The sequence below is a fragment of the Nocardia sp. NBC_01499 genome (assembly GCF_045040275.1).
Classification (GTDB): domain Bacteria; phylum Actinomycetota; class Actinomycetes; order Mycobacteriales; family Mycobacteriaceae; genus Nocardia.
The window spans coordinates 2,219,225-2,243,555 of sequence record NZ_CP109426.1 but is presented as its reverse complement, the minus strand read 5'-3'; the positions used below and the strand labels follow the sequence as shown (position 1 = coordinate 2,243,555).

The following is a 24,331-nucleotide window of genomic DNA, read 5'->3' as shown; positions in this document are numbered from 1 at the left end:
CAGGGTGGCGGCGCATCAGCGATCGAATCGTCTCGATGTGGGCGCTGCTCAGTGGGCGTAGCTGACGCGGGACTCTAGAGGGCCACGCTGATGGCATGCACGGGCAGCCGATTCGGATCGCCTCGATGCGCGAGGTCTGTCGCCGTCGACGCGGTAGGTGTCGACGCGGTAGGTGTCGACGCGGTAGGTGTCGACGCGGTAGGTGTCGACGAGTGAAATAGGAAGGAGAGCACCGTGTTTCGGTCGCACATAGTGGTTGTCGACCTTGGCTTCGGGGATGCGGGGAAGGGGGCGACTGTCGATTGGTTGTGCTCCGCCGAGGCGGGGCTCGGGGTCTCGGCGGTGGTGCGGTTCAACGGGGGTGCGCAGGCGGCGCACAACGTGATCGCCGACGGGCGGCAGCACACGTTCGCGCAGTTCGGGTCGGGGACCTTCGCTGGTGTGCCGACACTACTTTCGCGGCACGTGCTGGTCGAGCCCATCGCGCTGGCGGGGGAGGCGCGGCAGTTGGCGGCGCTCGGCGTGCCGGATCCGCTGGCGCTGCTGTACATCGACGGTCGGGCGTTGCTCACCACACCGATCCATATCGCCGCCAACCGTGCCCGCGAGGACGCGAGGGGTTCCTCGCGGCACGGTTCGTGCGGTCGGGGGATCGGTGAGACCGCCTCGTACGCGCTGGATCACGACGCGCTGACGGTGTCGGATTGCCTGCGCCCCAAGGTTCTTCGCGACAAGCTCCAGGTGCTCGCCGCGCATTACGGTCCGCTGATCGCCCCGAGTGAACATCGCTACGAGCCGATCGACACCTTGGTCGAGATGTATCGGGAGTTCGCCGCCGCCGTCCGCATCGTCGGCGGCGAGCAGCTCGCCAGGTTCGCGCGGCGCGGCCGACTGGTTTTCGAAGGCGCACAAGGTGTTTTGCTCGATGAATGGCGCGGCTTCCATCCGCACACCACCTGGTCGACCGTCGAGCCACGCAACGCTCACGCCATGCTGTCCGAAATCGGTGCCACCGGTGATGTTCTCGGCGTCACCCGCACCTACATGACCCGCCACGGCGCAGGCCCGCTCCCCACCGAGGACCCTGCCCTCGACTTCCCGGAACCACACAACACCACCGGTCGCTACCAAGGCGACTTCCGCCTCGGCCACCTCGACCCGATCCTGCTGCGCTACGCGATAGCGGTATCCGGCGGCATCGACGCCCTCGCCCTAACCCACTTGGACACTCCGGGAACTCGTTACGCGACAACGGGTTACGCCACCCCCAACGGTGTGATCGACCACCTGCCGCCGGGCACCTGGCAAGACCTCACCCACCAACAACACCTCACCGACCTACTATCCACCGCCCACCCGATACTCACCGAAATACCGGACGACGTGGTGCCCTGGTTAGCGCAGACACTCGACATACCAGTCGTACTGACCTCCAACGGCCCCACCCGAACCCACCGCACGCTCACGACAACAACCGCCGCCGCCTGAGATCGTGATGCGCGCCGAGCCGCCACCACCTATCGCCAGCCCTGGCCCGTCGTGGTCGATCACGAATGCTGCCAGATCGGCGGGTGCAGTCCGCCAATCCGGTAGGCGTCCGCGCCTCAACTTTCGTCAGCTCTTGGCCGTGTCGTGGTCGGTCGTGAACGCTGCCAATACTTGTCGGGGGGTCCGCGGGTCCGGTCGGCGTCCGCGCCTCAACTTTCGTCAGCTCTTGGCCGCGTCGTGGTCGGTCGTGAACGCTGCCAATACCCGACGGGGGAGTCCGCGGGTCCGGTCGGCGCCCGCGCATCAACTTTCGCCAGCCCTTGGCTACGCCGTGGTCGATCATGAATGCTGCCAGATCCGGCAGACGAATCCGCCAATCCGGTCGGCGTCCGCGCGCCACCTTTCGCCGACATCACCAGCACCATCCGGTCAAACCACCGAGCGGGACATGGCGGCGTCAAATGTCGAGAGGAGCCGCCATCATGTCCCGTTCGACGCTCGCCCTTCGACTTCTGGCGGCGATTGGCGGTGATGTCCCGGTCGGGATCGAGCTCGGCGGGGTGGGTGCCGGTAGGGGGGAGGGGTGGTCGGGTGCGGCAGGATTGGGTGGCGTGGAGCAATCCGTTGTTTCGGTCGATGTGGTGGCGTTGCGGTTTTGGAGCGACGACGCGGGGGTGAGTGTAGGGATCGCGCCGCGCGCGGTGGCCCCCTTTGCCGGTGAGCTGGCACTGCCGGGTGTGTTGCTCGGTCGTGGCGAACGGCTGGTCGGGGCCGCGCGACGGGCGGTGCACACGAAACTCGGGGTGCCCGAATCCGCGATCGGCGCAGTGGGTCAGCTGGTCACCTTCGATGAACCGAACCGTGACCCGCGCGGCCCGACGCTCTCGATCGCGATGTGGGCAGTTGTCGGCCCGCACGAAGGCCCCGCACAGTGGATCGACTTCGATGCGATACCGAAACTGGCCTTCGACCACAACCGCATCGTCACCGCGTCCCGCGCTCTACTCACCGGTCTCCTGTGGAAGGACCTGCCTTTCACCCAGGCACTACTCGGCGAAGAATTCCCCGCCACCAGAGCCGTCGCAACCACAACATCTCTCTCCGGCACCCGCCCCGACCCCGCCAACCTCAACCGCACCCTGGCCACCCTCCCCGGCCTGACCCGCACCACCGAACGCCGCCGCGTAAAACCCACCGGCCGCCCCGCCGCAGTGTGGACCTTCGGCGCAGACTCCCAGCCGAAAAGCACTGCGCCACAAAGGGCGCCGTGACAGGACGATGAGCGGCCCGGCCGCCCGCAAACCGTGCCACCAAACCTCAGCGGCACCCGCCACTCGAGCGGTGGCAGCCACTACGGCCTGGCGAACCTCAACTGCACCCTGGCCGCCCTCCTTGGTCTGGCGCGCGCCACCGAACGCCGTCGTGTGAAGCTACCGGCCGCAGAGTCTCAGCGCCGACTGAGTCGGCAGTTCACGCTGCGAACCCAGATCTCGAACGGGCGACCGGAGGCCGTCGCGTCAGGCGACCGGCCGCCCGTGTCGGTGTGGGCACTCAGCGCAGGCACCTAGCTGAAAAGCGCTGCGCTGCTGGGCTTCTGCACCGACTGACTCGGGAGTCCGCGCTGCGGCGGTCCCGTGAGCGGCACATGGCTGTGGCGTATCGCGAGATCGCCCCCCCATGGTGTGTCACTCACGGACCGCGGATTCGGGTCTAGCGGGCGACCAGTGATTGGACTGCGCCGAAATCGAGGCTGTTTTCCAGGGTTGTATAGGTGCCGTGTTCGAGGAGTTCGGTGGTTGCGGTTTCGGCCAGTTTGTAGGCCGCCTGGGCGATGGCCGAGCCGACGCTGACTCGGCGCGCGCCTGCCGCCGCGAGTTCGGCGACGGAAGGTGCTCCCGGCCCGGTCATTACGTTGATCGGCAACGGGGACTTGCCGACGAGGTCGGTCAGAGTTGGGAGGTCGAGGAGGCCGGGGACGAAGAGGCTGTCGGCACCGGCCTCGGCGTAGGCGGTGGCCCGGGTGAGGACCTCGTCGAGACGGCCTTCCGGTGCACCGATGCCGAACAGGTAGACGTCGGTTCTGGCGTTGATCACCAGTTCCGGCAAGCCTGCCTGCTTGGCGGCGTCGCGTGCCGCGCGCAGTCGGTCGGACTGGGCGGCGGTGTCGAACAGGGGTCCGCCGGGTGCGGTCGAGTCCTCCAGGTTCACGCCGACGGCACCGGCGCCGACCGCGGCGATGATGGTGGCCGCGACATCCTCGGGTGCTGGCCCGTAACCGCCTTCGACGTCCGCGGTCACCGGGACGTCGACGACAGCGGCGATCCTGCGGATGACGCCGATCGTGTCCTCCCTGGTGAGTTGCTGGCCGTCGCCGGTGCCGAGCGACCAGGCAACGCCCGCACTGGTTGTCGCGATCGCCGGTGCGCCAGCGCGCGCGATCACCGCCGCACTAGCCGCGTCCCACGCGTTCGGCAACACGAACAGGCCTTGTTCGTGCAGCGCCCGGAAGGCTGCCGCCGCATTGCGCTGGGTGTCGGTGATGGGCTGAATGTCCTGTGCCACGGTGGCTCCTCGCCAGACTGTTTCGATGACCGGTCGCCTCTAGGTAACACCGGAAACCTCGGGAGCCATCCCGATGGCGTGCTCCGAAACCGATGCGGCAGAACATCATCGCTCGAGCTTGCCCGGCGTACCCGCGAACTCGGCCGAAAGACGAACTCGGTCGAAAGACGCAGCGCGCGCCGCAATCGTCGGGGACCGTGCCGTCCGATGACCGGAGACCGGACGTGCTCAGCCGGTCAGCGCCGCGGCGCGTACATGATGATGGCGACACCAACCAGGCAGATGGCCGCACCGAGGTAATCCCAGCGGTCCGGATGGAACTTGTCGACGAGCATCCCCCAGGCGAGCGAGCCCGCGACGAAGACACCACCGTAGGCCGCGAGAATGCGGCCGAAGTTGGGATCGGGTTGGAAGGTCGCGACAAACCCATAGGCCCCCAGCGCAACGACCCCCGCCGCAATCCAGAGCATCCCGCGATGCTCCCGCCACCCCTGCCACACCAACCACGCCCCGCCGATCTCAGCAACAGCAGCCAACCCGAACAGCAGCAGAGAGCGGACGACGGTCATGGGGTCAACCTACCGACCACCGTGCCCCGTCAGGCGCGACAGCCCGGCTGACGCGGCGATCGCTCGCTGCGCGGCAGGCAGTGATGTGCGCGGCAGGTAGCAACCTGCGCCGCAAGCGACGGCATGCGCTGCGGTGCCGATGCGGGTAATCCGTGCCGGTGTTCGGTGGTAGCTGCGCATCGCGGGATGTGGTTGGTCAGCGCTGTGGAGCGGTTGCTGGCGCGACGTCGTAGACGGCGTAGGCGCGGCCGATCACCGGATACGACACGTTGCGGACCGGGACTCCGCCTGCGGTGCAACCGATTTCGGCGCCATTGTGCGCGTGCCCGTGCAGGGCGAGCGTCGCACGGCCCGCATCGATCGCTTCGCCGAGAGCGTGGCAGCCGAGACCGGGATAGATCTTGGGCGGCTCGCCGACGAGGGTGTCGATGACGGGGGAGAAGTGCATCAACGCGATGCGGACGTCGGTGTCCAGGGTGTCGAGGGCCTGACGCAGCCGTAGCGCGTCGAGTGGACCGCGGCGCATCCGAGCCTGGTGCTCCTCGGTGCCTTCGTCGGGGCTTCCCGGGTAGTCGGGAAAGCCGCCACTGCCGCCCATCACTCCCGCGATGCCGACCCGAATTCCGTTCAGCTCCAGCGTGATCGCGGTCCCATCGAGCATATGTACGCCAATGTCGGTGAGCTGGGCGGAGATTCGGAAGCCGAGCTTGTGATCGTGGTCGTGATTGCCGAGCACGGCAACGACCGGCACCGGGAGGTCGGCGATTTCGGCGCACAGCAGGTCGGCTTCGGCGAGCCTGCCGCCCTCGGTGAGGTCGCCGGCCAGCAGCAGCACGTCGGCGTGCTCGGCCAGACGCAGGAAGTCGGGCCGGAATCGACCGACCACGGCGGGCCGCAGATGCGTATCGGCGACGGCCGCGATCCGGATACCCCGCTGCGCGGAATCGGCTGGCATGGCGTCAGCCAGCCACATCGCCGACGAGGTGTCAACCGCAATCCGACGTTCACCCGCTCGCCACCCGCCCGTGAGCTGCTTGCATAGCTGATAGCTATCGAGCGTTCAATCCGTGTTCAGCGAGGCAACGCGCGATGGCGAGGCCGATGAAACGTCAATGAACAGTGCCGCGGCGGCCTACCCATCGGGTCGGTTCGCCCCGCATGGTTCGGACTATGAGCGAGCGCGACAAGCGAGCGAATCATCGGCACGGCGGGTGTAACGGATGGCAGCGCGATGAGGGCGTTGCCGACCGGTCGGACGGCGGGGCGCGAGCATGAGCCGGTTCTTCGCGAAAGCACTTGCCGTCTTGGCTGTTACCGTTCTTCCCATGACGGTCGCCGCAGGTGGGGCACACGCGGACGCCCGCGTCGACAAGGTGGTCCTGATCGGGCTCGACGGCCTGATGTACGACAAGGTCTTGCAGGTGCGGGCGCCGAACCTGTTGCGGCTCAGTGCCGAAGGCATGCTCAGCCGCTCCTCGATCGCGCCGCACATCACCATCTCCGGCCCGTCCTGGGCCACCGTGCTGACCGGGGTGTGGGATCGCAAGCACGGCATCAAGGACAACGACTTCACCGCGGCGCCGTTCGCGAAGTATCCGACGGTGTTCACCCAGCTCGAACGCGCCAACCCGGCGCTGAAGACGCACTCGATCGCCACCTGGGATCAGATCGCCACCATGTCGGGCAGCGGCAACCCCCGCGCTGACGTGGTCGTCTCCACCCCGCCGGTCCCCGACGACCCGGACGAGGCCAAGACCGACGCGGCCACCGCCACCGACGTGGTCAACGCGATCACGAAGTTCGCCCCCGACTTCCTCTTCACCCACCTCGACCAGGTCGATCACGCCGGTCACAGCGACGGCGCCGCCTCGAGCCAGTACCTCGACGCCGTCCGGCGCATCGACGAACAGGTCGGCCGGATCGCCGCCGCCGTCGACGCCCGTGCCGCGGCCAACCCCGCCGAGCACTGGACCATCCTGGTCACCGCCGACCACGGCCACAAGCCCAAGGGCGGCCACGGCGGCCAATCCCCGGACGAGACAACCAATTTCGTCATCGCCCGCGGCCCCGACTTCACCGCGGGCGACACCACCTCCCGCTACACCCTCGTCGACATCACCCCCACCGTCGTCGACCTTCTGCACGTCCCGGCCAGCCCGGACTTCGATGGACAGTCCATGATCAACCGCGAGCCCGTCAGCCCGTCCACCATTCGCTAGCCCCACGTTTGGTCACAACGCCGCCACGCGGACGCCCGATATGTCAGGCTTTCTGTACGCCTCCGAAGCCCCCGGCGAACCCAGCGTCATCCCGGCCTGAGCACCCGCATCGCACCCGCCGCAACCACGCGCCGGACGCCAGCGCGCGGCCGGGACTAAAGTTGATGGCCTGGGCGGTTGCAGCGGTCGGATAGGGTGGTTCGACCGAGGCACGCGGCGCGAACGTCAGGCCCGGAGGCGGCAAACCACGGAGGGCCCGTGAGCGCCGCAAGTGGGCACTGAGAGGTGGTGGCATGACTCAGCACTTGGGCGAGGCGAATGTCGAGCAATCGGACGACGCCCCGCAGTCGAATGGTGCCGCCACCGGGGGAGAGCAGCCGAGTAACGGCACTTCGGCCACCCCACCCGCGTCTACACCCGCGCGTCAGCCTGGCACCTCCGCGGCGGTCCCGACCTCGGCGTCGCGTCGAGTGCGCGCCCGCCTCGCCCGCCGGATGACCGGTCAGCGTGGCATCGCCGCGGTCAAGCCGGTGCTCGAGCCGCTGGCCAGCGTGCACCGCGAGCTGTACCCGAAGGCCAACCTGACGCTGCTGCAGCGCGCCTTCGATGTGGCCGACGAACGGCACAAGCACCAGTTCCGCAAGTCCGGCGACCCCTACATCACCCACCCGCTCGCGGTGGCCAACATCCTTGCCGAACTCGGCATGGACACCACGACGCTGGTCGCCGCGCTACTGCACGACACCGTCGAGGACACCGGCTACTCGCTCGAGCAGCTCACCCTCGACTTCGGCCCCGAGGTCGCGCACCTGGTCGACGGCGTCACCAAGCTGGACAAGGTCAACCTCGGCGCGGCCGCCGAGGCCGAGACCATCCGCAAGATGATCATCGCGATGGCGCGTGACCCGCGGGTGCTGGTGATCAAGGTCGCCGACCGGCTGCACAACATGCGCACCATGCGCTTCCTGCCGCCGGAGAAGCAGGCGAAGAAGGCCAAGGAAACCCTCGAAGTCATTGCGCCCCTTGCTCATCGGCTCGGCATGGCGACGGTCAAGTGGGAGCTGGAGGACCTCGCGTTCGCGATCCTGCACCCGAAGAAGTACGACGAGATCGTGCGGTTGGTCGCCGATCGGGCGCCGTCGCGCGATACGTACCTGGCGAAGGTGCGCGCGGAAATCGTGAATACCCTTGCGGCGTCACGGATCAACGCGATCGTCGAGGGCCGTCCGAAGCACTACTGGTCGATCTATCAGAAGATGATCGTCAAGGGTAAGGACTTCGACGACATCCATGACCTGGTCGGCATCCGCATCCTCTGCGACGAGGTGCGCGACTGCTACGCGGCCGTCGGCGTCGTGCACTCGCTCTGGCAGCCGATGGCGGGCCGGTTCAAGGACTACATCGCCCAACCGCGCTACGGCGTCTACCAGTCGTTGCACACGACCGTCGTCGGCCCGGACGGCAAGCCACTAGAGGTGCAGATCCGCACCCAGGACATGCACCGCACCGCCGAATTCGGCATCGCCGCGCACTGGCGCTACAAGGAGACCCGGGGCAAGCACTCCAACGACTCCACCGAGGTCGACGACATGGCGTGGATGCGCCAGCTGCTCGACTGGCAGCGGGAGGCGGCCGACCCGGCCGAGTTCCTGGAGTCGCTGCGCTTCGATCTGAAGTCGCCGGAGATCTTCGTGTTCACCCCGAAGGGTGACGTGATCACGCTGCCGCAGAAGTCGACCCCGGTCGACTTCGCCTACGCCGTGCACACCGAGGTCGGGCACAAGTGCATCGGCGCCAGGGTCAACGGTCGCCTGGTCGCGCTGGAACGTCAGCTGGAAAACGGTGAGGTCGTCGAGGTGTTCACCTCGAAGGCGCAGAACGCCGGACCGAGCCGCGACTGGCAGAACTTCGTCGTCTCGCCGCGCGCCAAGGCCAAGATCCGGCAGTGGTTCGCCAAGGAGCGCCGCGAGGAAGCCCTCGAAAACGGTAAGGAGCAGATCTCCAAGGAGGTCCGCCGCGTCGGCCTGCCGTTGCAGCGGCTGATGAGCGTCGACGCGATGACCGCCGTCGCACACGAACTGCACTACACCGATATCTCCACCCTCTACACCGCGGTCGGCGAACACCAGGTCTCCGCGCACCACGTGGTGCAGCGACTGATGGCGCAACTCGGCGGCATCGGTGACGTGGAGAACGAACTCGCCGAGCGGTCCACCCCGTCCACCACGCCGAACCGGCAGCGGACCACCGGCGACGCCGGCGTGCTGATCCCCGGCGCGTCCGGCACCGTCGCCAAGCTGGCCAAGTGCTGCACCCCGGTGCCCGGTGACGAAATCATGGGCTTCGTGACCCGCGGCGGCGCGGTCAGCGTGCACCGCACCGACTGCACCAACGCCGGATCGCTGCGTGATCAGGCCGAACGCATCATCGAGGTGTCCTGGGCGCCGTCACCGTCCTCGGTGTTCCTTGTCGCCATCCAGATCGAGGCGCTCGATCGCACCCGACTGCTCTCCGACGTGACGAAGGTGCTTGCCGACGAGAAGGTCAACATCCTGTCCGCGTCGGTCGCCACCCACGGCGACCGGGTCGCGATCAGCAAGTTCACCTTCGAGATGGGCGACCCGAAGCACCTCGGACACCTATTGAATGTGGTCCGGAATGTGGAAGGCGTCTATGACGTCTACCGCGTCACTTCAGCTGCTTAGCGCGAATGCGCGGGGCCGCCTGAAATTGTCCGGCACAGCCACTCCCCTTGACGTGTCATTTGTTGTGCGAGTGGCAACCTCGTGGCGAACGATCGGCGAAGCCGAAGATACCTGCACGAATGCCGAAGCAATCGGGCGAACGGAAGGTGGAGTCCCGGTAGGGAATTCGCGTGACCGGCGGGTCGCCGGGCGGTAGCTCTCATTTTCGGACCATCGGAAAGTTGCCGGAGAGGTTTGCTCGGCACGCGCGAATGTGTGCAACCTCTTTCGGCAGTTCATGGAAAGTTTTCGGCGATGCCCCAGCAATAGTCGGAATCTGTTACGGTCTATTGCGTTTCATGGCGTTGAGGGTAGCTGCGGCAACACGGATTGATTGCGGATCGCTATGACGAATTACACGGCAAGAGTCACGGGGGTGCTGACAGCACTCGCCGTGACCGTGGCTATGGCTGGCACCGCCGCGGCCGTTCCGGCGAATCCCGCTGGCCCTTCGACCAACGTCACGCTCAGCGCGTGTCCGGCACTGTACGCCTTGGGAATTCAGGGCACCGGCGAATCGTCACCGGATGCCGCGCCCTCCACCGACACCGGCATGCTGTCCACCGTCTTCCGCCCGATGCTGGCCAAGGCCACCGCCCCTGGACTCGTCGATCGTGCCTATGTGCCATACGAATCCGGCTTCGGCGGGGCGACCGCCGGTGGCGCGGTGCCGTATTCCGAATCGGTGACCGGCGGACTGGCCAGGCTGCGCACGATGGCCAAGGCCGTCGCCGACCGCTGCGCGGACACCAGATTCGCGGTGGTCGGCTATTCGCAGGGCGCACACGTGGCCTCGATGTTCGCGCAGGAGATCGGGAAGGGGCAGGGGGTGCTCCCGGCCGACAAGGTCGCCGCGGTGGCGCTGTTCGCCGACCCGACCCGCAACCCTGGCGCACCCCTGTTCCCCGGCTCGCCGGGCAAGCAGTCGCCGGATCCGGCCCCCGGCACCGCGGGCGATCAGCTCGCCGCCGTCGCCGCGCTGCCCCAGGCGCCGGCCACCGGCGGCGGCATCGGCCCCGACCGTGACATCGCCGCCAACTTCGGCGCCCTCACCGGCCGCGTCGCCAGTTTCTGTGCGGCGGGCGACCTCGCCTGCGACGCACCGCAGGGCGCGCCGATCCTCAAGGCGGTCACCAACGTCGTCGGCCAGTCCAAGCTCAGTGGCGGCGACCCGATCGCCTCGCTCACCTCCATCGCCCAGGCGCTGGCATACACCTCGATCAAGACCGCGACCAAGGTCGCCAACGAGGACGTGCAAGGCAACTCGCTCGCGACGCTGGCCATCTCGCCCAAGGCGTCGATCGCACAGCGCCTCGCCGACGCCGCCGACCCGCGCACCCCACTCGACCTCCCCGGTGCGCTACAGGCGCTGCTGAAGGTCGGCATGATCGGGCTGAACGCGGTCACCACGGTCGTCAAGACGGTCATCAACCCGGCAACCATCGCCGACCTTGCCACCGCCGGTTTGTCGAACCCGCCCGCCGCGCTGCTGTCGCTCGGCACGAAATTAGCCGGCGCCGTCGCCCAACTGGTCCCGCCGACGACCAGCGCTCGATTGGTCACCCAGGCCTTCAACGCGGTTGTCCAAAACATCACCGACAACAGCCAACTGCTCAACACCGCGACCTGGGTGCGGTACTGGGATACCGTCCAGCGGCACGGCGCGTACAACACCGCGACGGTCGCCGCCAATGGCGACTCACCCACCACTTTCGTTGCCGATTGGTTCGCCGCTGTTGCCCGCGATATCGCCGGTAAATTCGGCGCGAACGGCAGCCCACAGGGTGGCGCGGACAAGCCGCCGATGGGATTCTCCGGCGCGTCACCCGGCGCGTCGACTACGCCGAATTCTTCCGGTACGGGACAATTTCCGTTCGGGACAGGAGCCGACGGCGCCTCATCCGGCGGCGCGACGTCGATTCCGCCCACCGATCGACCCGGCACCGCCAACACCTACCCGTTCTCCACGAACTGATCGCCGAGAGGGTCCGACGATGCGCTATGTGCCTCGCTCAGCGGGAATGGGGGAATGTTGAAGTCGTACAAAGAACTGTCCCGTTGGTACGCCGCGCTGGAGCCGGAAACGGCGCCGGTGCCCCCGGGTGAGCCGAGTTCGGTACATCTCGACGAGAACGGCCCGGCGCGGTACCCGCACTACATTCGCGACGAACCGCAGCCCGAGGTCCCCGCCGACCTCTCGGCGCAGCGCAGCGAATTCACCGGCGGCTGGTCGGACTGGGTAGGCCGGGCACCCGGCCCCGACGACGACTACGCCCCGCGCGACGCCGACCTGGTGCGTTTCCCGTGGCCCGACGACGATGACTACGACGACCCGCTGGACGAGCCGCGACCGCGCTCGTCCAGCGCCTTGCGTCTGGAGGCTCGCGCCCGTCGGTCGCGGCGCGGCCGGGTGTTCGTCGTGCTCGTCATCGCGGTGCTGCTGCTCGGCGCCGCGGCCGCCGGCGTGCTGTTCCTGCTGCACTCGTCCAACGCGCGCTCTGCGTCGCCGCGGCTGCCTGCCTCGTCGGCGTCGGTGCAGTTCACCGCAGGCAGTGCCCAGGCTGGCGTGAGCACCGACAGCCTGCGCGGCAAGTCGCAGGCCGGGGTGACCACCCAGCCCTTCGGCGCGTGCGCGACCGAGCGCACCGCGTCGATCGTGCGCGGCGCCGAAATGGGCAGTACCACAACGGGTCCCGACGCTATCCTGGCTTTTCAGTACGCGTATTACGTCGAGCGTTCCGGCGAGCAGGTCAGGCAGGTCGTCGCACCGGACGCCGCCGTCTCACCCGCGTCGACCATCCAGCGCGGCATCGACACCATCCCGGCGGGCACCACGCACTGCGTGCGGATCGTGACCATCGCAGACAACCGGTACTCGGTGGAGGTCACCGAGTACCGCCCAGGCGGCGTGCCCGCCACGTACAACAAGCAGACGGTCACCACCGCGGTGATCGACGGCCGCACCCTGATCACAGGTATCGCGGCCGGATAGAGGAGAGCAGGAAGCGATGGGAGAGGACTGGAGCCGCTGGCTCGACGAGGCACCCGACCAGGGTGAACCGTCGGGTCGGCCCGTGCGCTCCAAGGCTCCGGTGGTGCGATTGCGGCGCGGCAAGGGCGGCGGTTCCGGTGCGGAACAGCCGTTACAGCGCCCCATCCTGGTGGTCGGCGGCTGCGGTGGTGCGGGAACCACCACGACGGCACTTGGCATCGCGGGTGAGCTCGGCATAGCGGGAACTCCGACGGTCGCGGTGGACGCGACCGCGGCGGGCAGCGATCTGGCGCTGCGCGGCGCGGATGAACACCTGCACCCGATCAGCCTGCAATCGTGGTTATACGGGCGCGGCGACGACGAACCGGCCCCGCTGAAGGAATGCCTGTCCCGCGCGACCTCCGGAATCGGTTTACTGTGGCGCGATTCCGCGCCGCTGCGCAGGCGCGCGACCTACCTCACGGTGGCGCGAGCGGTATACGACTCCGGCTTCACCGCGGTATACGACGGCGGCAGCCCGATTGCCGGACGGCAGCTGCGCCCGCTGCTCGATGACGCGGATGTCGCTCTGGTGCTTGCCATTCCGGCGCGGGCCGACGCCGCGAACCGGCTGCGGGTCACCCTGGAATGGCTCGACGACCAGTTCGGCGACTCCGCCGAGGGGCAGGGCGGCGGCATCGTCGGCGACACCACAATCGTTGTCTCACACCAACATCCGGGTACCGAGTCGGGCGTTGCCGAGCATTTGCGTGAGCACCTGTCCGGCTGGGTCCGCGATATCAGGGAAATTCCATACGACCCACACCTGGCCAGGGGTGAACTGGTCAGGCACGCGTCGTTGGGCATCGATACGCGCCGGGCCTATGGGCGCCTGCTGGCCGGGGTGGCATCATGACCGCCGCCATGAAATTTCGACGTCAGACCGAATCCGCGCCCGCGGGCGTTGTCGCCCCGCCGGAGTCACGCCGCGCACCGATCTGGGACCGTCCGGTACCCGGAATCGGGCGGGCCCCGCTGGTGTGGCTGCTCGGTGTGCACGGCGGTGCCGGAGCCAGTAGCCTCGCGCATGTGCTTGCGCCCGCGGCGGATTCGGGCCGCCGCTGGCCCGGCGTCTTCGACCGCGAATCCCCCTTCGTCGTGCTGGTCGCCAGGGAAACCATCGCCGGTCTTACTCGCGCGCATGACCTACTGCGCCAACATCATTCGGGTTTCGCCGGTTCCTGCGAGGTGCTCGGGCTGATCACCGTCGCCGCGCGACCCGGTCGGCTGCCCGCCGAGATCCGCCGCTACCGCGACGTGGTCGGCTCGCTGGCCGGTCAGCTGTGGCAGGTCCCGTGGTATGAGGAATGGACGCTGGTCGAACCGGAGAAGCTGCCGGTGTGGGCGCCCGGTGACGCACTGCCACAGAAGAAACGCAAGATCGACCCCTTGGAGGAGGTACCGCTCGATGTCAGGGAGCTCGGCGCCGACATCGTCGCGGCGGCTCGAACGGCACTGGAGGAGGCACAACTCGACGATCCGGCGCAGGACCGGGCAAGTAGAAAGCCACCCGATCAGTGAACGTCCGCATCGAATCGGCGACGACTCAACTACTTTCGAGAAAGGCACCCGATGAGCATGATTCTCCTCGCCGTGCACGACACGTACGGCACCGTACTCGCGCAGGTCGGTAACCCGACGCCCGAGGCACCGCCAGGCTCGGAGAAGATCCTGCAGCTGGTGCGTTACCTCACCTGGTTCGTCCTGCTGTCCGGCATCTGCGGAATCACCTACGCGGGCGGCAAGTTCGCGTGGGAGAAGTGGACGGGTGGCGGACTCGAATCGCCGAAGATGGTGGCCGGCGCCATGATCGGCGGCGTCGTCGCGACCAGCGCCGGCACCATCATGAACGCCGTTATTGGAACCTGATGTCCGACATATCTACCGTGCGCGCGTCGGCAGCCGAGCTGCTGGCCTACAAACAGATGCCCCCCGAGGTCCTGGAACCGCTCATGCAGCTACTCAACTGGCTGCTGTGGTTCGTCTTGCTGGTGTGTCTGGCGTGGATGATCGTCTCCGCGGGCAAGCTGTGGATCTCCTTCCGCAGCGACCTCGCGATGAACGACGCCTCGCACGGGGTGCTGATGAGCCTGCTCGGGGCGATAGTGGCGAGCACAGCGTCGGGAATCGCGCTGGCCTTCCTGCCGACATGAGCGAGCGTAGCGAGCGACCTATGGGCCCAGCGGGGGCTATCGGCGCCGCATTGCTGATCGCGGCGGTCGGCTGCGGTAACGGCGACGGCCGAACCGGGCCCGACCTCTCGGCGCCGCCGACGGGCGTGCGGTGGCAGCCGTTCCAAGGCGTGCCGCTGCCGCAGACCGATCAGGGGCCCAAGTCGGTAGCCGACGGTGCCGCAACGGGTTTCGAGCATTCGCCGCGCGGCGCGGGCGTCGCGGCGATCAACCACGCGGTGCGGTTGGCGGTGGCCGCCGACAGCCAGTGGGCGAAAGTCGCTGCGCAGGAAGTGGTTCCAGGCGCCGCGAAGGACGAGTGGGCGGTGAATCGGATCCAGCTGTCCATCACCGGACCGGCCAGCCCCGACTACGCGCCCCGCGTGCTCGGCTATAAGGTCACCGGCTACACCGACCAGCGCAGCACCGTCGACGTGCAGACCCAATACTCGGACAGCTCGAAGGCGGTGAACCACACCACCGTTGAATGGTTCGGTCAAGACTGGCGGTTACTGCTGCCCGATCCGGGCGCGACCGCTAGACCGATCGATCCGATTGACGTAATACCTGATGACATCGTGAAATTGGAGGCACCGAAGTGAGTGAGAAGGAGTATTACACGCGTGATCGCGTCTCCTTCGGTGCCGTCGCGTCCGCCGCCGTGCTTGCGCTCATCGTGATCGTGGGAATCGTCGTCTACGTGACCCGTGACGACAACAGCTCCCCGGCCAGCGCGCCCGCGCCTGCCGCGTCGGCTGGCGGCACCGGCTTCGCCAGCCCCGAGGTCGATATCCTCGGCAGGCGTGTCGACGTGCCGAACAACCCTGCCGGGCAACCACTTCCGCAGGATCCGTCGCGGCAGCGCAAGGCCTCCGACGCGGACTGGCTGACCGCGGCGCCCGAGGGCACCACCGCGCCGCACGGCTGGCAGCGGGTCTACGGCGCCTCCGTGCCGTTCTCCACCTCGGACGGGCCGGCGCGCATCGAAGACGGTCTGGCCGTTGGCTATTCGCACACGCCGCAGGGCGCGGTGCTTGCCGCGGCGCAGATCACCTATCGGCTCAACGCCCGCCCCGCCGACCGTGATCTGTATGTGACGCAGGTGCGCGTCTCGGCCCAGCAGATCGCCGCCTACGACAAGGCGCTGGCCAGCGACAAGCTGCCCGCGCAGCAGCCGGAGACGCTGACCAAGTACTTCGTCGCCTCGGACGCGTTCAAGGTCGACGACTACGCCGACGACTTGGCCATCATCCGGCTCGCCTCGCGCGGCGACGTGATCGACGGCAAACAAACGTGGGCGGCGATCCGCCTGGTCATGGTCTGGGACGCGGGTGACTGGCGACTCAAGCCCTCGACGTCGAACACCGCACAAACCGGGAACCTCGAATCGCTGAGCGGGTGGACGAAATGGTGAGCACGATCGGCAAGGCCCGAGACCACGTTGACGGCCGACCTGCGGAGCAGCGAGGGGTGCAGACAATGGTGAGTCGAATACTCACGATCTTCGCGGTCATCTTCACGGTGATGATGGCGACGCCGACCGTGGCCTACGGCCAGCAGTACGGCTTCGACCAGACGTGCAACGACATCCACGACAGCCTCGACAATGTCGGCCTGCCTGGCATCTCCCTCGGCGACGCCGCCTCCGCCGCGTGCAAGGCGGGCAATGCCGCCTCCCATCCCGGTCAGGCGGCCACCGCGGTCAAGGACAAGGCGTGGGACTCGACCTTCGGCAAGGTGGTCGACTCGCTGATGAACGGCCTCGGCGAGGCCATCATCCTGGCGCTGACCTTCTGGATGAAGGTGCCCAACGAGGCGGCCAGCGACGGAGGTTCGCTGTTCACGAAGATCAACGACTACACCTATCAGGCCCAGATATTGCTCTTGATAGCCTCGGTGATCCTGTCCGGCGCCCGATTGGCCGAGGCAAGACGCGGGGCAACGATTAACGAGGCCGCCGAATCGTTCCGGATGTTCGCCAGAGTGGTGTTCAGCTCGTGGATGCTCGGCGCGGTGATCGTCGCAGGCACCCAGGCCTCGGATCGGTTCTCCGAGTGGATCATCAACGACTCGACCAACGGCAACGCCAAGGACCTGGCCGAGCTGATGGTGAAAACCAGTAAGCTGCAGGCGTTTTCGCCGGGCCTGGTATTGATCATCGCGATCGTCGGGCTGCTCGGCGCGCTCGCGCAGATCATCCTCGCCATCGTCAGGCAGGGGCTGCTGATCATCGCGGCCGGTGTGCTCCCGCTGGCGGCGGCCGCGTCAGGGATGAACGTCGGAAAACAGTCCTACCAGAAGCTGATCGGCTGGATCATCGCGTTCATGCTCTGGAAACCGGTGGCCGCGATCGTCTACATGATCGCGTTCACCACTGCGGGACATGTGGATTCGCTGACCGCCACCAACGGCCTGCCGGATGGTGAACAGGCGCAACGCATGCTGGTCGCCATCGTGCTGCTGTGCAGCGTCGCGTTCGTGCTGCCCGCGCTGATGCGCTTGGTCACGCCCGCGGTCGCGATCGTCGGCAGCGGCGGTTCCGGTCTCACCGCGACCGGCGGCACCCTGCTCGCCGTCGCGGGCCTCGGCGCCATGGGCACCAAAGCCGTTGGCGTCAAAGGCACCGCGGCGTCGGGTTCGCCGGGCTACGTCGGCGGCAGCGGCGCGGGTCCGCGTCCGCCGGGCGGCGCGGGCGGACGCGGCAGCGGCGCACCACGGCCGACCCCACCGCGCGGTGGCGGCGGACCGGCTGGTGGCGCGGCACCGCGCGCCTCCGGGCCCGGCGGCGCGGCGGGAGTACCGTCCGGTGCGGCACGGGCAGCGGGCCGGATCGGCGCGGCCCGCGCCGCGACGAGCAGCCTGAACCGTGCGGACCAGGCAATGGGTGATGTGGCCGGTGACCGTTGGGCGAATCGCTCGCCCGACCTCGGGAGGAGCACCATTCCGCGATGACGATGACGACGAACGATACCTACGAGCGTCGCTCGTACGGGCTGTGGCAAAAGCCCCGCAGCGCAGGCCTTTTCGGGCTGCGCTGGGAAGAGACCGTGATCGGTTTCGTGGTGGTGATCACGGCGTTGATCACCGCGATGGTCGGCGGCTTCAAATGGGGTCTGATCGTCGGCGTGACCGGCGTCGTGATCATGGTTCCACTGGTGTGGCGCACGGGCGGCCGATCGGGCTACGAGACGGGATTGATGATGTTCAACTGGATGCGCTCGCGCAAGAACGGCGAGCACGTGTACCGGGGTGGCCGGTTCTCCCGAATCCCGGGCGGCGTCACCCGATTGCCCGGTCTGCTCGCGCCGTCGAAGCTGTACGAGGGCATCGACGCGGGCGGTTACAGCTTCGGCATGATCCACCTGCCGCAGTTCGCCCAGTACACGGTGGTGCTGCGGGCCTGGCCGCAAGGCCATGAGGCGGTCGATCAGCCGGTGATCGATCGCTGGGTGTCGGCGTGGGGCACCTTCCTCGCCTCGGTCGGCCAGACCAGCGACATCGTCGCGGTCGTCCCGGTCATCGACACCGTGCCGGAGACCGGAAACCGTTTGCTCACCGAGGTTTCCACGATCACCAGGCCGGAGGCGCCGGAGCTTGCGCAGCAGGTGATGTACGAGCTCGCCACCGAGCTGCCGCAGGAGCGGGTGCAGTTGCTGCCGCGGGTGGCGATCACCTTCAAGGCCACCACCGCCGAGCGCCGCAAGAACCCCGCCGAGGAGGCGGTCGAGATCGGCCGCCGCCTGCCTGGCATCTGCGCGGCACTCGCCGAGGCGGGCGTGCGCGCCCAGCCGATGTCGGCGGACGAGGTCATCTCGTTCATCCGGCGCAGCTACGACCCGGCCTCGCAGGCCGACTTGGAAGTCGCCGCAAGCGAACCCAACGGCCACGGCCTGGATTGGGCTGACGCGGGCCCGGTTTCGCACGACGAGAAGTGGGACCACTTCGTGCACGACGGTGGCCGCTCGGTCACCTGGGAGATGGACGCGGCGCCGGAGGGCGCGGTGGACGAGCGGGTGCTGCAACGCCTGCTCGCGCCCAATCCCGAAGTGCCGCGCAAGCGCATCGCCATCGTGTACCGGCCGCATTCGGCCGCCGACGCCGCCGAGATCGTCGATGACGACTTCAAGAACGCGCTGGTGGCCCAGCAGAGCGAACGCGGTGTGGTGTCCGCGGCCGCGACCCTGCGGGTCGGTGCGACCCAGCAGGCCCGTGAGGAGCAAGCCCGGGGTCACGGTGTGACCCGCTTCGGGGCGTTGGTGACCATCACCGAGCCCCTGCGCGGCGACCTGCCGCGTATCGAAGCCATCACGCGCGACCTGTCCACGCAGGCGCGGTTGAAGATCCGGCGGTGTTACCGCTACCAGGCGGCGGCCTTCGCGGCTTCGCTCGGTTGCGGGGTGATCCTGCCGGAGCACGCGACTATTCCTAAGGCACTGGCGGGGTGAGTGATTCATGGCACGTGACAACGAGCCACCCGTACGGGATCGCGACGAACCAGCGGCCCGGCGCGGTAAGCGGCGCGACGAGGTCGAGCGCGACGAGTGGGGCGAGCGCCCCGCACCCGAGCGCGGCCGCCGCGGCGTGCGCGAACGGTCCGGCATCGAGGAGATGCCGGACCGGCCACGGCGATTCGGCAGGGGCGCGGCGCGGGTGACCGGCGACGACCGGTCGGGACTCGACGAGACATCGGAGCGGGAACGCGCGCGGGAGGCGGCCGAGCGACGGGCGCGGTCCGAGAGCGCCCGCGCCGACGGGTCGCGTCCGGAGCGGTCACGCGCTGCCTCGCGCAGTCGCGACGCGCAAGCGCTCCCAGCCGAAAACGGCCGGGGCGAGCGAAGTTCGGACCGGGCGCGCGGCGACGCGGCCAGGACGGCGCGGGCCCGCGACGGTGCGCCCGAGCGACCGGCCCGGCCGAGCCGGTCGGGTCAGGCGGACTCGCGCGGCGCGAAGGCGGCGCGCAACGGCAAGTCCGAGCGCGGCGTGCAGGACCGCAATGGTTCGCGGGCCGCACGTAATGCCCAGCGCCCCACCAAGACCGACTACACCGCCGACCGTGCCATGGGTACGCCGGTGATGGACAAGGCTGCCCTGCGCGCGAAGGCCAAGTCCGACCGGCGCAAGACCTCGGGTCCGCCGCTGCTCGACGAGCCGACCCGCGCCAAGCTGGAGATGATCGTCCGCGAGCAGACCGGCCTGCGGGCGGCGTTCGCGCAGTTCCGGATTCGCACCGACGACATCCGCCGCCGCAACTACGCCGCGCGCGCCGAACAGGTCTTCGAGGACGGATTCGACCGCAGCACAGCCCAACTCACCGATCGCGGCTACGCGGGTGAGGGTGGCGGCCGGATGAACGTGGTCGGCCGTCCGGTCGAATACCGTGCCACCACAGCGCAGGTCGCCGGGTTGTGGCCGTGGTCGGTCGGTGCCGGTGCGCCGCTGATCGGCACCCCGCTCGGCTCACACCTGCACACCGGTGCCCCGGTCTGCTTCGACCCGATGAACTGGTTCATGCGCGGCAGCTTCATCACCGCGCCAAGCCTATTCGTGCTCGGTCTCAATGGTTTCGGTAAGTCGTCGCTGGTGCGCCGGATCGTGTTGGGCGGCATCGCCCAGGGCATCACGCCGCTCATCCTGGCCGACGTCAAGCCGGACTATCGCAGGATGGTCGAGCTGGTCGGCGGCCAGGTGATCGATCTTGGTTACGGCCACGGCAAGCTCAACCCGCTCGCCGCCGGTGTGCTCGGCGCCGTGGTGCCGATGCTGGATGACCATCCCGCACTGCAGATTCAGGTGCTGCAGGATCTGCGGGCGCGCCAGGTGACGCTGATCGCGGGTCTGGTCGAACTGGTCCGCGGTGCACGGGTGCGTGACTACGAAGAGACGCTCATCGCCACCGCCTTGCGCATCCTCTATCAGACGGGCAGTGGCTACACCCCGGACCAGCCGCCGATCATGGAGAACCTGCTCGACGTGATCGTCGCGGGCGGTGAGGAATTGATGCTCGACGCGGGCGCCGACGACGTCGACGAGTACAACAACGCGATCAAGAATCTGCGTCGCTCGTTGCGCGCGCTCACCCAGGGTCCGTTCGGCGCGATCTTCAACGGGCAGACCTCGGTGCCGATCGACACCGGCGCGGTCGCGGTCTGCATCGATGTCTCGCACATCCCGTCCGGCGACAAGAAGCTCAAAGCCGCGGTGATGCTTGCCTGTTGGGCCGACGGGTTCGCGTCGGTCGAGGCCGCGCACGTGCTCTCCGACGCCGACCTCGGCCCGCAGCGCTACTTCCAGGTGGTGATGGACGAGCTGTGGCAGGTGCTCGGCCTCGGCGATTTCATGATCGACCGCGTCGACGAGCTCACCCGCCTGCAGCGCGGCATCGCCACCTCGCTGATCATGATCAGCCACACCATCAAGGACCTGCAGGCGCTCGGCTCGGAGGCGGCCATCGCCAAGGCGCTCGGCTTCCTGGAACGCGCGCGCGCCAAGATCTTCGGCGCGCTGCCCGGCGAGGAGGTCAAGCGGCTCGACAGCATCGTGCCGTTCACCTCCGCCGAGGAACAGATGGTGACCGGCTGGTCCGCGCCGCAGGCGTTGACCGGTGAGGCGCTCAAGCCGGGCCAGCAGCGGCCGTCGCCGCCGGGCACCGGCAAGTTCCTGCTGAAGATCGGTGAGGATCGGCGGCCTGGCATTCCGTTCCACATGGAGTTCACGCTCTCGGAGAAGGAGAGCGGCATTCACGACACCAACCAGCGGTTCAGCGAGTTCACCGAATCGACTGCCCGAGGGACGGATTCGCCGAGCGGGAGCGCCGCATGAGAGATCAGCCGAGACGCGGGTCAGCGATGGTCCGCCTCGATGGGAGGTGGGTCGGATGATGCCGCACCGCTCCTACCGCCGGGTGTCGCCCGAGGTGCGCAAGGCCGCCGTGCAGCAGGTGGTCGCGCTCACCGGGCAGATGCGCAGCGAGTCGGAGGCCTGCCGGGTCGTCGCCGAACAGATCGGCGTGCACACCAACTCGGTGCGCAACTGGGTGCGCGCGGCCGAGGGGCCGAGCCTGGAGCGCTTGGACGCGTCCGCGCTGCGCCGCAAAGTCGCACTGCTGCAACAACAATTGGCGGCCGCCGCCGAGATGAACCGCACCCTGGCCGACACCCTCAACGAATCCCGGCGCGGCCAGTGAACCCTGTCGTGCCCGGGCGTGGAGGGCCGGGCCCGGCGAGGCTGCGGTGACCGGCAAAGCGCTGCTGTGGGGCGCGCTCGGTGCGGTGCTCGCGCTGATGACCCTTGTTGTTGTCATCGTGCTGCCCTCGGTCGACGATCCGTGCGAGGGTGCGTCGGTGCTCGGCACCCCGTCGAGCATGCCGCCGCTCGGTGGCCCCGCGCCGGGTGATCCGCGCGCGAATCCGTCTGGCACGCAAGCGAGTCCGGCCGCCGCGGCGGGACCGTCGGGGACGCAGACGAATCCGACGAGCACAGGGGCGCCGTCGCTGGCCGGGGGCACCGGACCGGTCCGGCGCACCATGCCGCTGGCCGCCGGAACCTTCACGGTGTCGGACGTTTTCGGCGCGCGCGGCGGCACGCACCTCGGTGTCGACCTGGCCGCCCCCGACGGCACCACCATCTACTCGGTATCCGACGGCCGCGTCGTAGCCGCCGGTCCCGCATCGGGTTTCGGCAACTGGGTCGTCGTCGACTCGGTGGACACCAACGGCCGCGGCTACTCCGCCGTCTACGGCCACATGTGGGACACCGGCGTGCACGTGCACGTCGGTGACACGGTGACCGCGGGCCAGCCCATCGCCCAGGTCGGCTCCGCTGGCGAATCCAGCGGCCCGCACCTGCATTTCGAGATCGTCCCAGGCGGCCGATTCACCGGCGGCCGCCAGATCGACCCGCTGCCTTGGCTCGACGGCGCGCCGACCCCGAATGTCGGTGGCGCGCAGGCCTATTCCACCGACCCGCGGTGCAACCTCGGCTTCGGCACCCCCGGCGGCGCGCTCGCCGCTGGCAAGGTGCCGCCGGAGCTCGAAATCTGGTATCGCCGTGCGGGTTCGCTCTGCCCGCAGATCACCCCCTCGCTGCTCGCCGCGCAGGGCAAGCAGGAATCCGGCTTCCGCCGCGGCGCCACCTCGCCCGCCGGCGCGCAGGGGCTCGCGCAGTTCCTGCCGAGCACCGCGGTCAGCATCGACCCGGATGACGGGCAACCGTATGTGATCGACGCCGACGGCAACGGCACCGCGAGCCTCTGGGACGACGGCGACGCGATCGTCGGGCAGGGCCGCTATATGTGCGCGCTCGCGCACAAGATCGTGCAGTGGGAGTCCCAGGGCAAGGTGCAGGGTGACGTCACCGCGCTGTCCCTGGCCGCCTACAACGCCGGTGAGGGTGCCGTGCTCGCCTCCGGCGGCATGCCGAATCAGGTTGCGGCGCACCTGTCCGAGACCCAGCCCTACGTGGCGAACATCCTCGCGATGGAGGCGCAGTACCGCGCGCCCGGCGCGCTCGGCCGATTCGATCCGAAGGAGGGCGGCGGCGGAAGCCAGATCGTCCAGGCCGCCCACGATTGGCTCGGGCAGCCATACGTGTGGGGCGGCGGCGGTCCGGAGGGGCCGACCGGCGGTGGCATGGACGGGCCAGGCTTGACCTCGGCCGCGGTGTTCGCGGCCTCGTCCGGCGCGGTGACGCTGCCGCGCACCGCCGAACAGCAGTGGGAGGCTGGTGCCGAGGTGCCGATGAGCAAGATTCAGGAGGGGGATCTGGTGTTCAGCGCGTTCGGGCCGCGCGGGCCCGCGCAGGTCGGCATCTACTCAGGCAACGGTCGGATGATCCAGGCCGTGCCTGGCATGCGTGGCGGCGGTGGTGTCGGCGAGGTGCAGGTGCCGGGGGACAGCCGGGCGAGGAGGGTGCTGTGAGCGCCCGATCCGAACACGCGAGGTCGGGACTGCATAAGTGTCGGTCCTTGCGGCTAGCCTGGAGAGATAAAGCACAGGTACGCGCGAAACTGGTGGTGATGCTGGTGGTGAGCGTCGCGATGCTTGGCGCGGCCTGCGGTCGCGGAGACCGCGCGGACGCGGGATCCGGTGGGGCGCACCCGGCCACGTCAACGACCCGATTGCTCGAGGGTGTGCCCGCACCCGATCCGGTGACGCCCGACGGCGTCGCGGTGGCCGCGCTGAAGGAGATCTACACCTGGTCTCCGGCCACCGAAGCCCAGGGCGCTTCGCTGGCGCGCGCACGAAAGTGGTTGGGCCCCAGCCTGGTTCGTGTGTTGGACAGCGCACCGACCGGGCTGGAGACGCCGAAGACGACGCTGCAGTGGGCGGATTGGGCTACCGCGAAGGCGAACATCCAGGCGTTCACCTTCGCCTCCGGCGAGAAGCCGCCTGGCGGTGGCGATCCGAACATGCAGCAGTTCAAGATCGGGATCGAGCAGACCGTCGTCTACCCGGACGGCCGCAAGGAACCGCTGCCGCCCGCGACGGTCATCGCCACCGTGGTGCGCACGCCCGACGGCTGGCGCCTCGACGCGTTCCGCTGACCACCA

21 protein-coding genes are annotated in these 24,331 nt (G+C 68.5%); 18 read left to right on the top strand and 3 right to left on the bottom strand.

Annotated features, from left to right (window positions below; genetic code table 11):
* The first annotated feature begins 234 nt into the window (after positions 1 to 234).
* Together OG203_RS10170 and OG203_RS10165 are read left to right on the top strand one after the other, a co-directional pair.
* A complete protein-coding gene (locus OG203_RS10170; protein WP_405165427.1) occupies positions 235 to 1,488 on the top strand; it encodes an adenylosuccinate synthetase in 1,254 nt (417 codons plus the stop codon).
* A gap of 611 nt (positions 1,489 to 2,099) precedes the next feature.
* A complete protein-coding gene (locus OG203_RS10165; protein WP_405167818.1) occupies positions 2,100 to 2,759 on the top strand; it encodes an NUDIX hydrolase in 660 nt (219 codons plus the stop codon).
* A gap of 439 nt (positions 2,760 to 3,198) precedes the next feature.
* Here the strand turns inward: OG203_RS10165 and OG203_RS10160 are convergent, their stop codons facing one another.
* From OG203_RS10160 to OG203_RS10150, 3 genes are all read right to left on the bottom strand, one after another.
* Positions 3,199 to 4,050 (bottom strand): isocitrate lyase/phosphoenolpyruvate mutase family protein, encoded by an 852-nt coding sequence (locus tag OG203_RS10160; protein WP_405165426.1) that lies wholly within the window; start codon positions 4,048 to 4,050, stop codon positions 3,199 to 3,201.
* 236 nt (positions 4,051 to 4,286) lie between these two features.
* Positions 4,287 to 4,619, bottom strand: a complete 333-nt coding sequence (locus OG203_RS10155; RefSeq protein WP_405165425.1) for a YnfA family protein — start codon at positions 4,617 to 4,619, stop codon at positions 4,287 to 4,289.
* Positions 4,620 to 4,815: 196 nt separating this feature from the next.
* Positions 4,816 to 5,574 carry a metallophosphoesterase gene (locus OG203_RS10150; protein WP_405165424.1) on the bottom strand — a complete coding sequence of 253 codons (759 nt, stop codon included), beginning with the start codon at positions 5,572 to 5,574 and terminating at the stop codon, positions 4,816 to 4,818.
* A 370-nt stretch (positions 5,575 to 5,944) separates the two neighbouring features.
* Between OG203_RS10150 and OG203_RS10145 the strand changes: the two genes are divergently transcribed.
* From OG203_RS10145 to OG203_RS10070, 16 genes are all read left to right on the top strand, one after another.
* Complete coding sequence (locus tag OG203_RS10145; protein WP_405165423.1) at positions 5,945 to 6,838, top strand: alkaline phosphatase family protein; 894 nt, start codon at positions 5,945 to 5,947, stop codon at positions 6,836 to 6,838.
* Positions 6,839 to 7,131: 293 nt separating this feature from the next.
* The gene (locus OG203_RS10140; protein WP_405165422.1) at positions 7,132 to 9,543 is read left to right on the top strand and encodes a RelA/SpoT family protein; all 2,412 of its coding nucleotides are present in this window, start codon (positions 7,132 to 7,134) and stop codon (positions 9,541 to 9,543) included.
* Between the two features lie 385 nt (positions 9,544 to 9,928).
* Positions 9,929 to 11,557, top strand: coding sequence for a cutinase family protein (locus OG203_RS10135; RefSeq protein WP_405165421.1), 1,629 nt, complete (start codon positions 9,929 to 9,931; stop codon positions 11,555 to 11,557).
* Positions 11,558 to 11,611: 54 nt separating this feature from the next.
* Positions 11,612 to 12,574 (top strand): hypothetical protein, encoded by a 963-nt coding sequence (locus tag OG203_RS10130; protein WP_405165420.1) that lies wholly within the window; start codon positions 11,612 to 11,614, stop codon positions 12,572 to 12,574.
* A gap of 16 nt (positions 12,575 to 12,590) precedes the next feature.
* Positions 12,591 to 13,469, top strand: coding sequence for a MinD/ParA family protein (locus OG203_RS10125; protein ID WP_405165419.1), 879 nt, complete (start codon positions 12,591 to 12,593; stop codon positions 13,467 to 13,469).
* On the top strand, positions 13,466 to 14,134 hold the full coding sequence (locus tag OG203_RS10120) for a hypothetical protein (protein ID WP_405165418.1): 669 nt from the start codon (positions 13,466 to 13,468) through the stop codon (positions 14,132 to 14,134). Before OG203_RS10125 ends, OG203_RS10120 begins: the two co-directional genes overlap by 4 nt.
* 51 nt (positions 14,135 to 14,185) lie before the next feature.
* Entirely contained in the window at positions 14,186 to 14,482 is a 297-nt protein-coding gene (locus OG203_RS10115) for a hypothetical protein (RefSeq protein ID WP_063043704.1), read from the top strand.
* Positions 14,482 to 14,766 (top strand): hypothetical protein, encoded by a 285-nt coding sequence (locus OG203_RS10110; protein ID WP_405165417.1) that lies wholly within the window; start codon positions 14,482 to 14,484, stop codon positions 14,764 to 14,766. Before OG203_RS10115 ends, OG203_RS10110 begins: the two co-directional genes overlap by 1 nt.
* On the top strand, positions 14,763 to 15,386 hold the full coding sequence (locus tag OG203_RS10105) for a hypothetical protein (protein WP_405165416.1): 624 nt from the start codon (positions 14,763 to 14,765) through the stop codon (positions 15,384 to 15,386). Before OG203_RS10110 ends, OG203_RS10105 begins: the two co-directional genes overlap by 4 nt.
* Positions 15,383 to 16,198 carry a hypothetical protein gene (locus OG203_RS10100; protein ID WP_405165415.1) on the top strand — a complete coding sequence of 272 codons (816 nt, stop codon included), beginning with the start codon at positions 15,383 to 15,385 and terminating at the stop codon, positions 16,196 to 16,198. The genes OG203_RS10105 and OG203_RS10100 overlap by 4 nt, the downstream gene beginning before the upstream one ends.
* A gap of 65 nt (positions 16,199 to 16,263) precedes the next feature.
* The gene (locus OG203_RS10095; RefSeq protein WP_405165414.1) at positions 16,264 to 17,736 is read left to right on the top strand and encodes a hypothetical protein; all 1,473 of its coding nucleotides are present in this window, start codon (positions 16,264 to 16,266) and stop codon (positions 17,734 to 17,736) included.
* A 2-nt stretch (positions 17,737 to 17,738) separates the two neighbouring features.
* A complete protein-coding gene (locus OG203_RS10090) occupies positions 17,739 to 19,229 on the top strand; it encodes an SCO6880 family protein (RefSeq protein WP_405167817.1) in 1,491 nt (496 codons plus the stop codon).
* A 7-nt stretch (positions 19,230 to 19,236) separates the two neighbouring features.
* On the top strand, positions 19,237 to 21,603 hold the full coding sequence (locus OG203_RS10085; protein WP_405165413.1) for a hypothetical protein: 2,367 nt from the start codon (positions 19,237 to 19,239) through the stop codon (positions 21,601 to 21,603).
* Between the two features lie 55 nt (positions 21,604 to 21,658).
* Positions 21,659 to 21,967 (top strand): transposase, encoded by a 309-nt coding sequence (locus tag OG203_RS10080; protein WP_405165412.1) that lies wholly within the window; start codon positions 21,659 to 21,661, stop codon positions 21,965 to 21,967.
* Positions 21,968 to 22,013: 46 nt separating this feature from the next.
* Positions 22,014 to 23,699: a peptidoglycan DD-metalloendopeptidase family protein gene (locus OG203_RS10075; RefSeq protein ID WP_405165411.1), complete on the top strand. Its 1,686-nt coding sequence runs from the start codon at positions 22,014 to 22,016 to the stop codon at positions 23,697 to 23,699.
* Positions 23,700 to 23,797: 98 nt separating this feature from the next.
* Entirely contained in the window at positions 23,798 to 24,325 is a 528-nt protein-coding gene (locus OG203_RS10070) for a hypothetical protein (RefSeq protein ID WP_405165410.1), read from the top strand.
* The last annotated feature ends 6 nt before the right edge of the window (positions 24,326 to 24,331 follow it).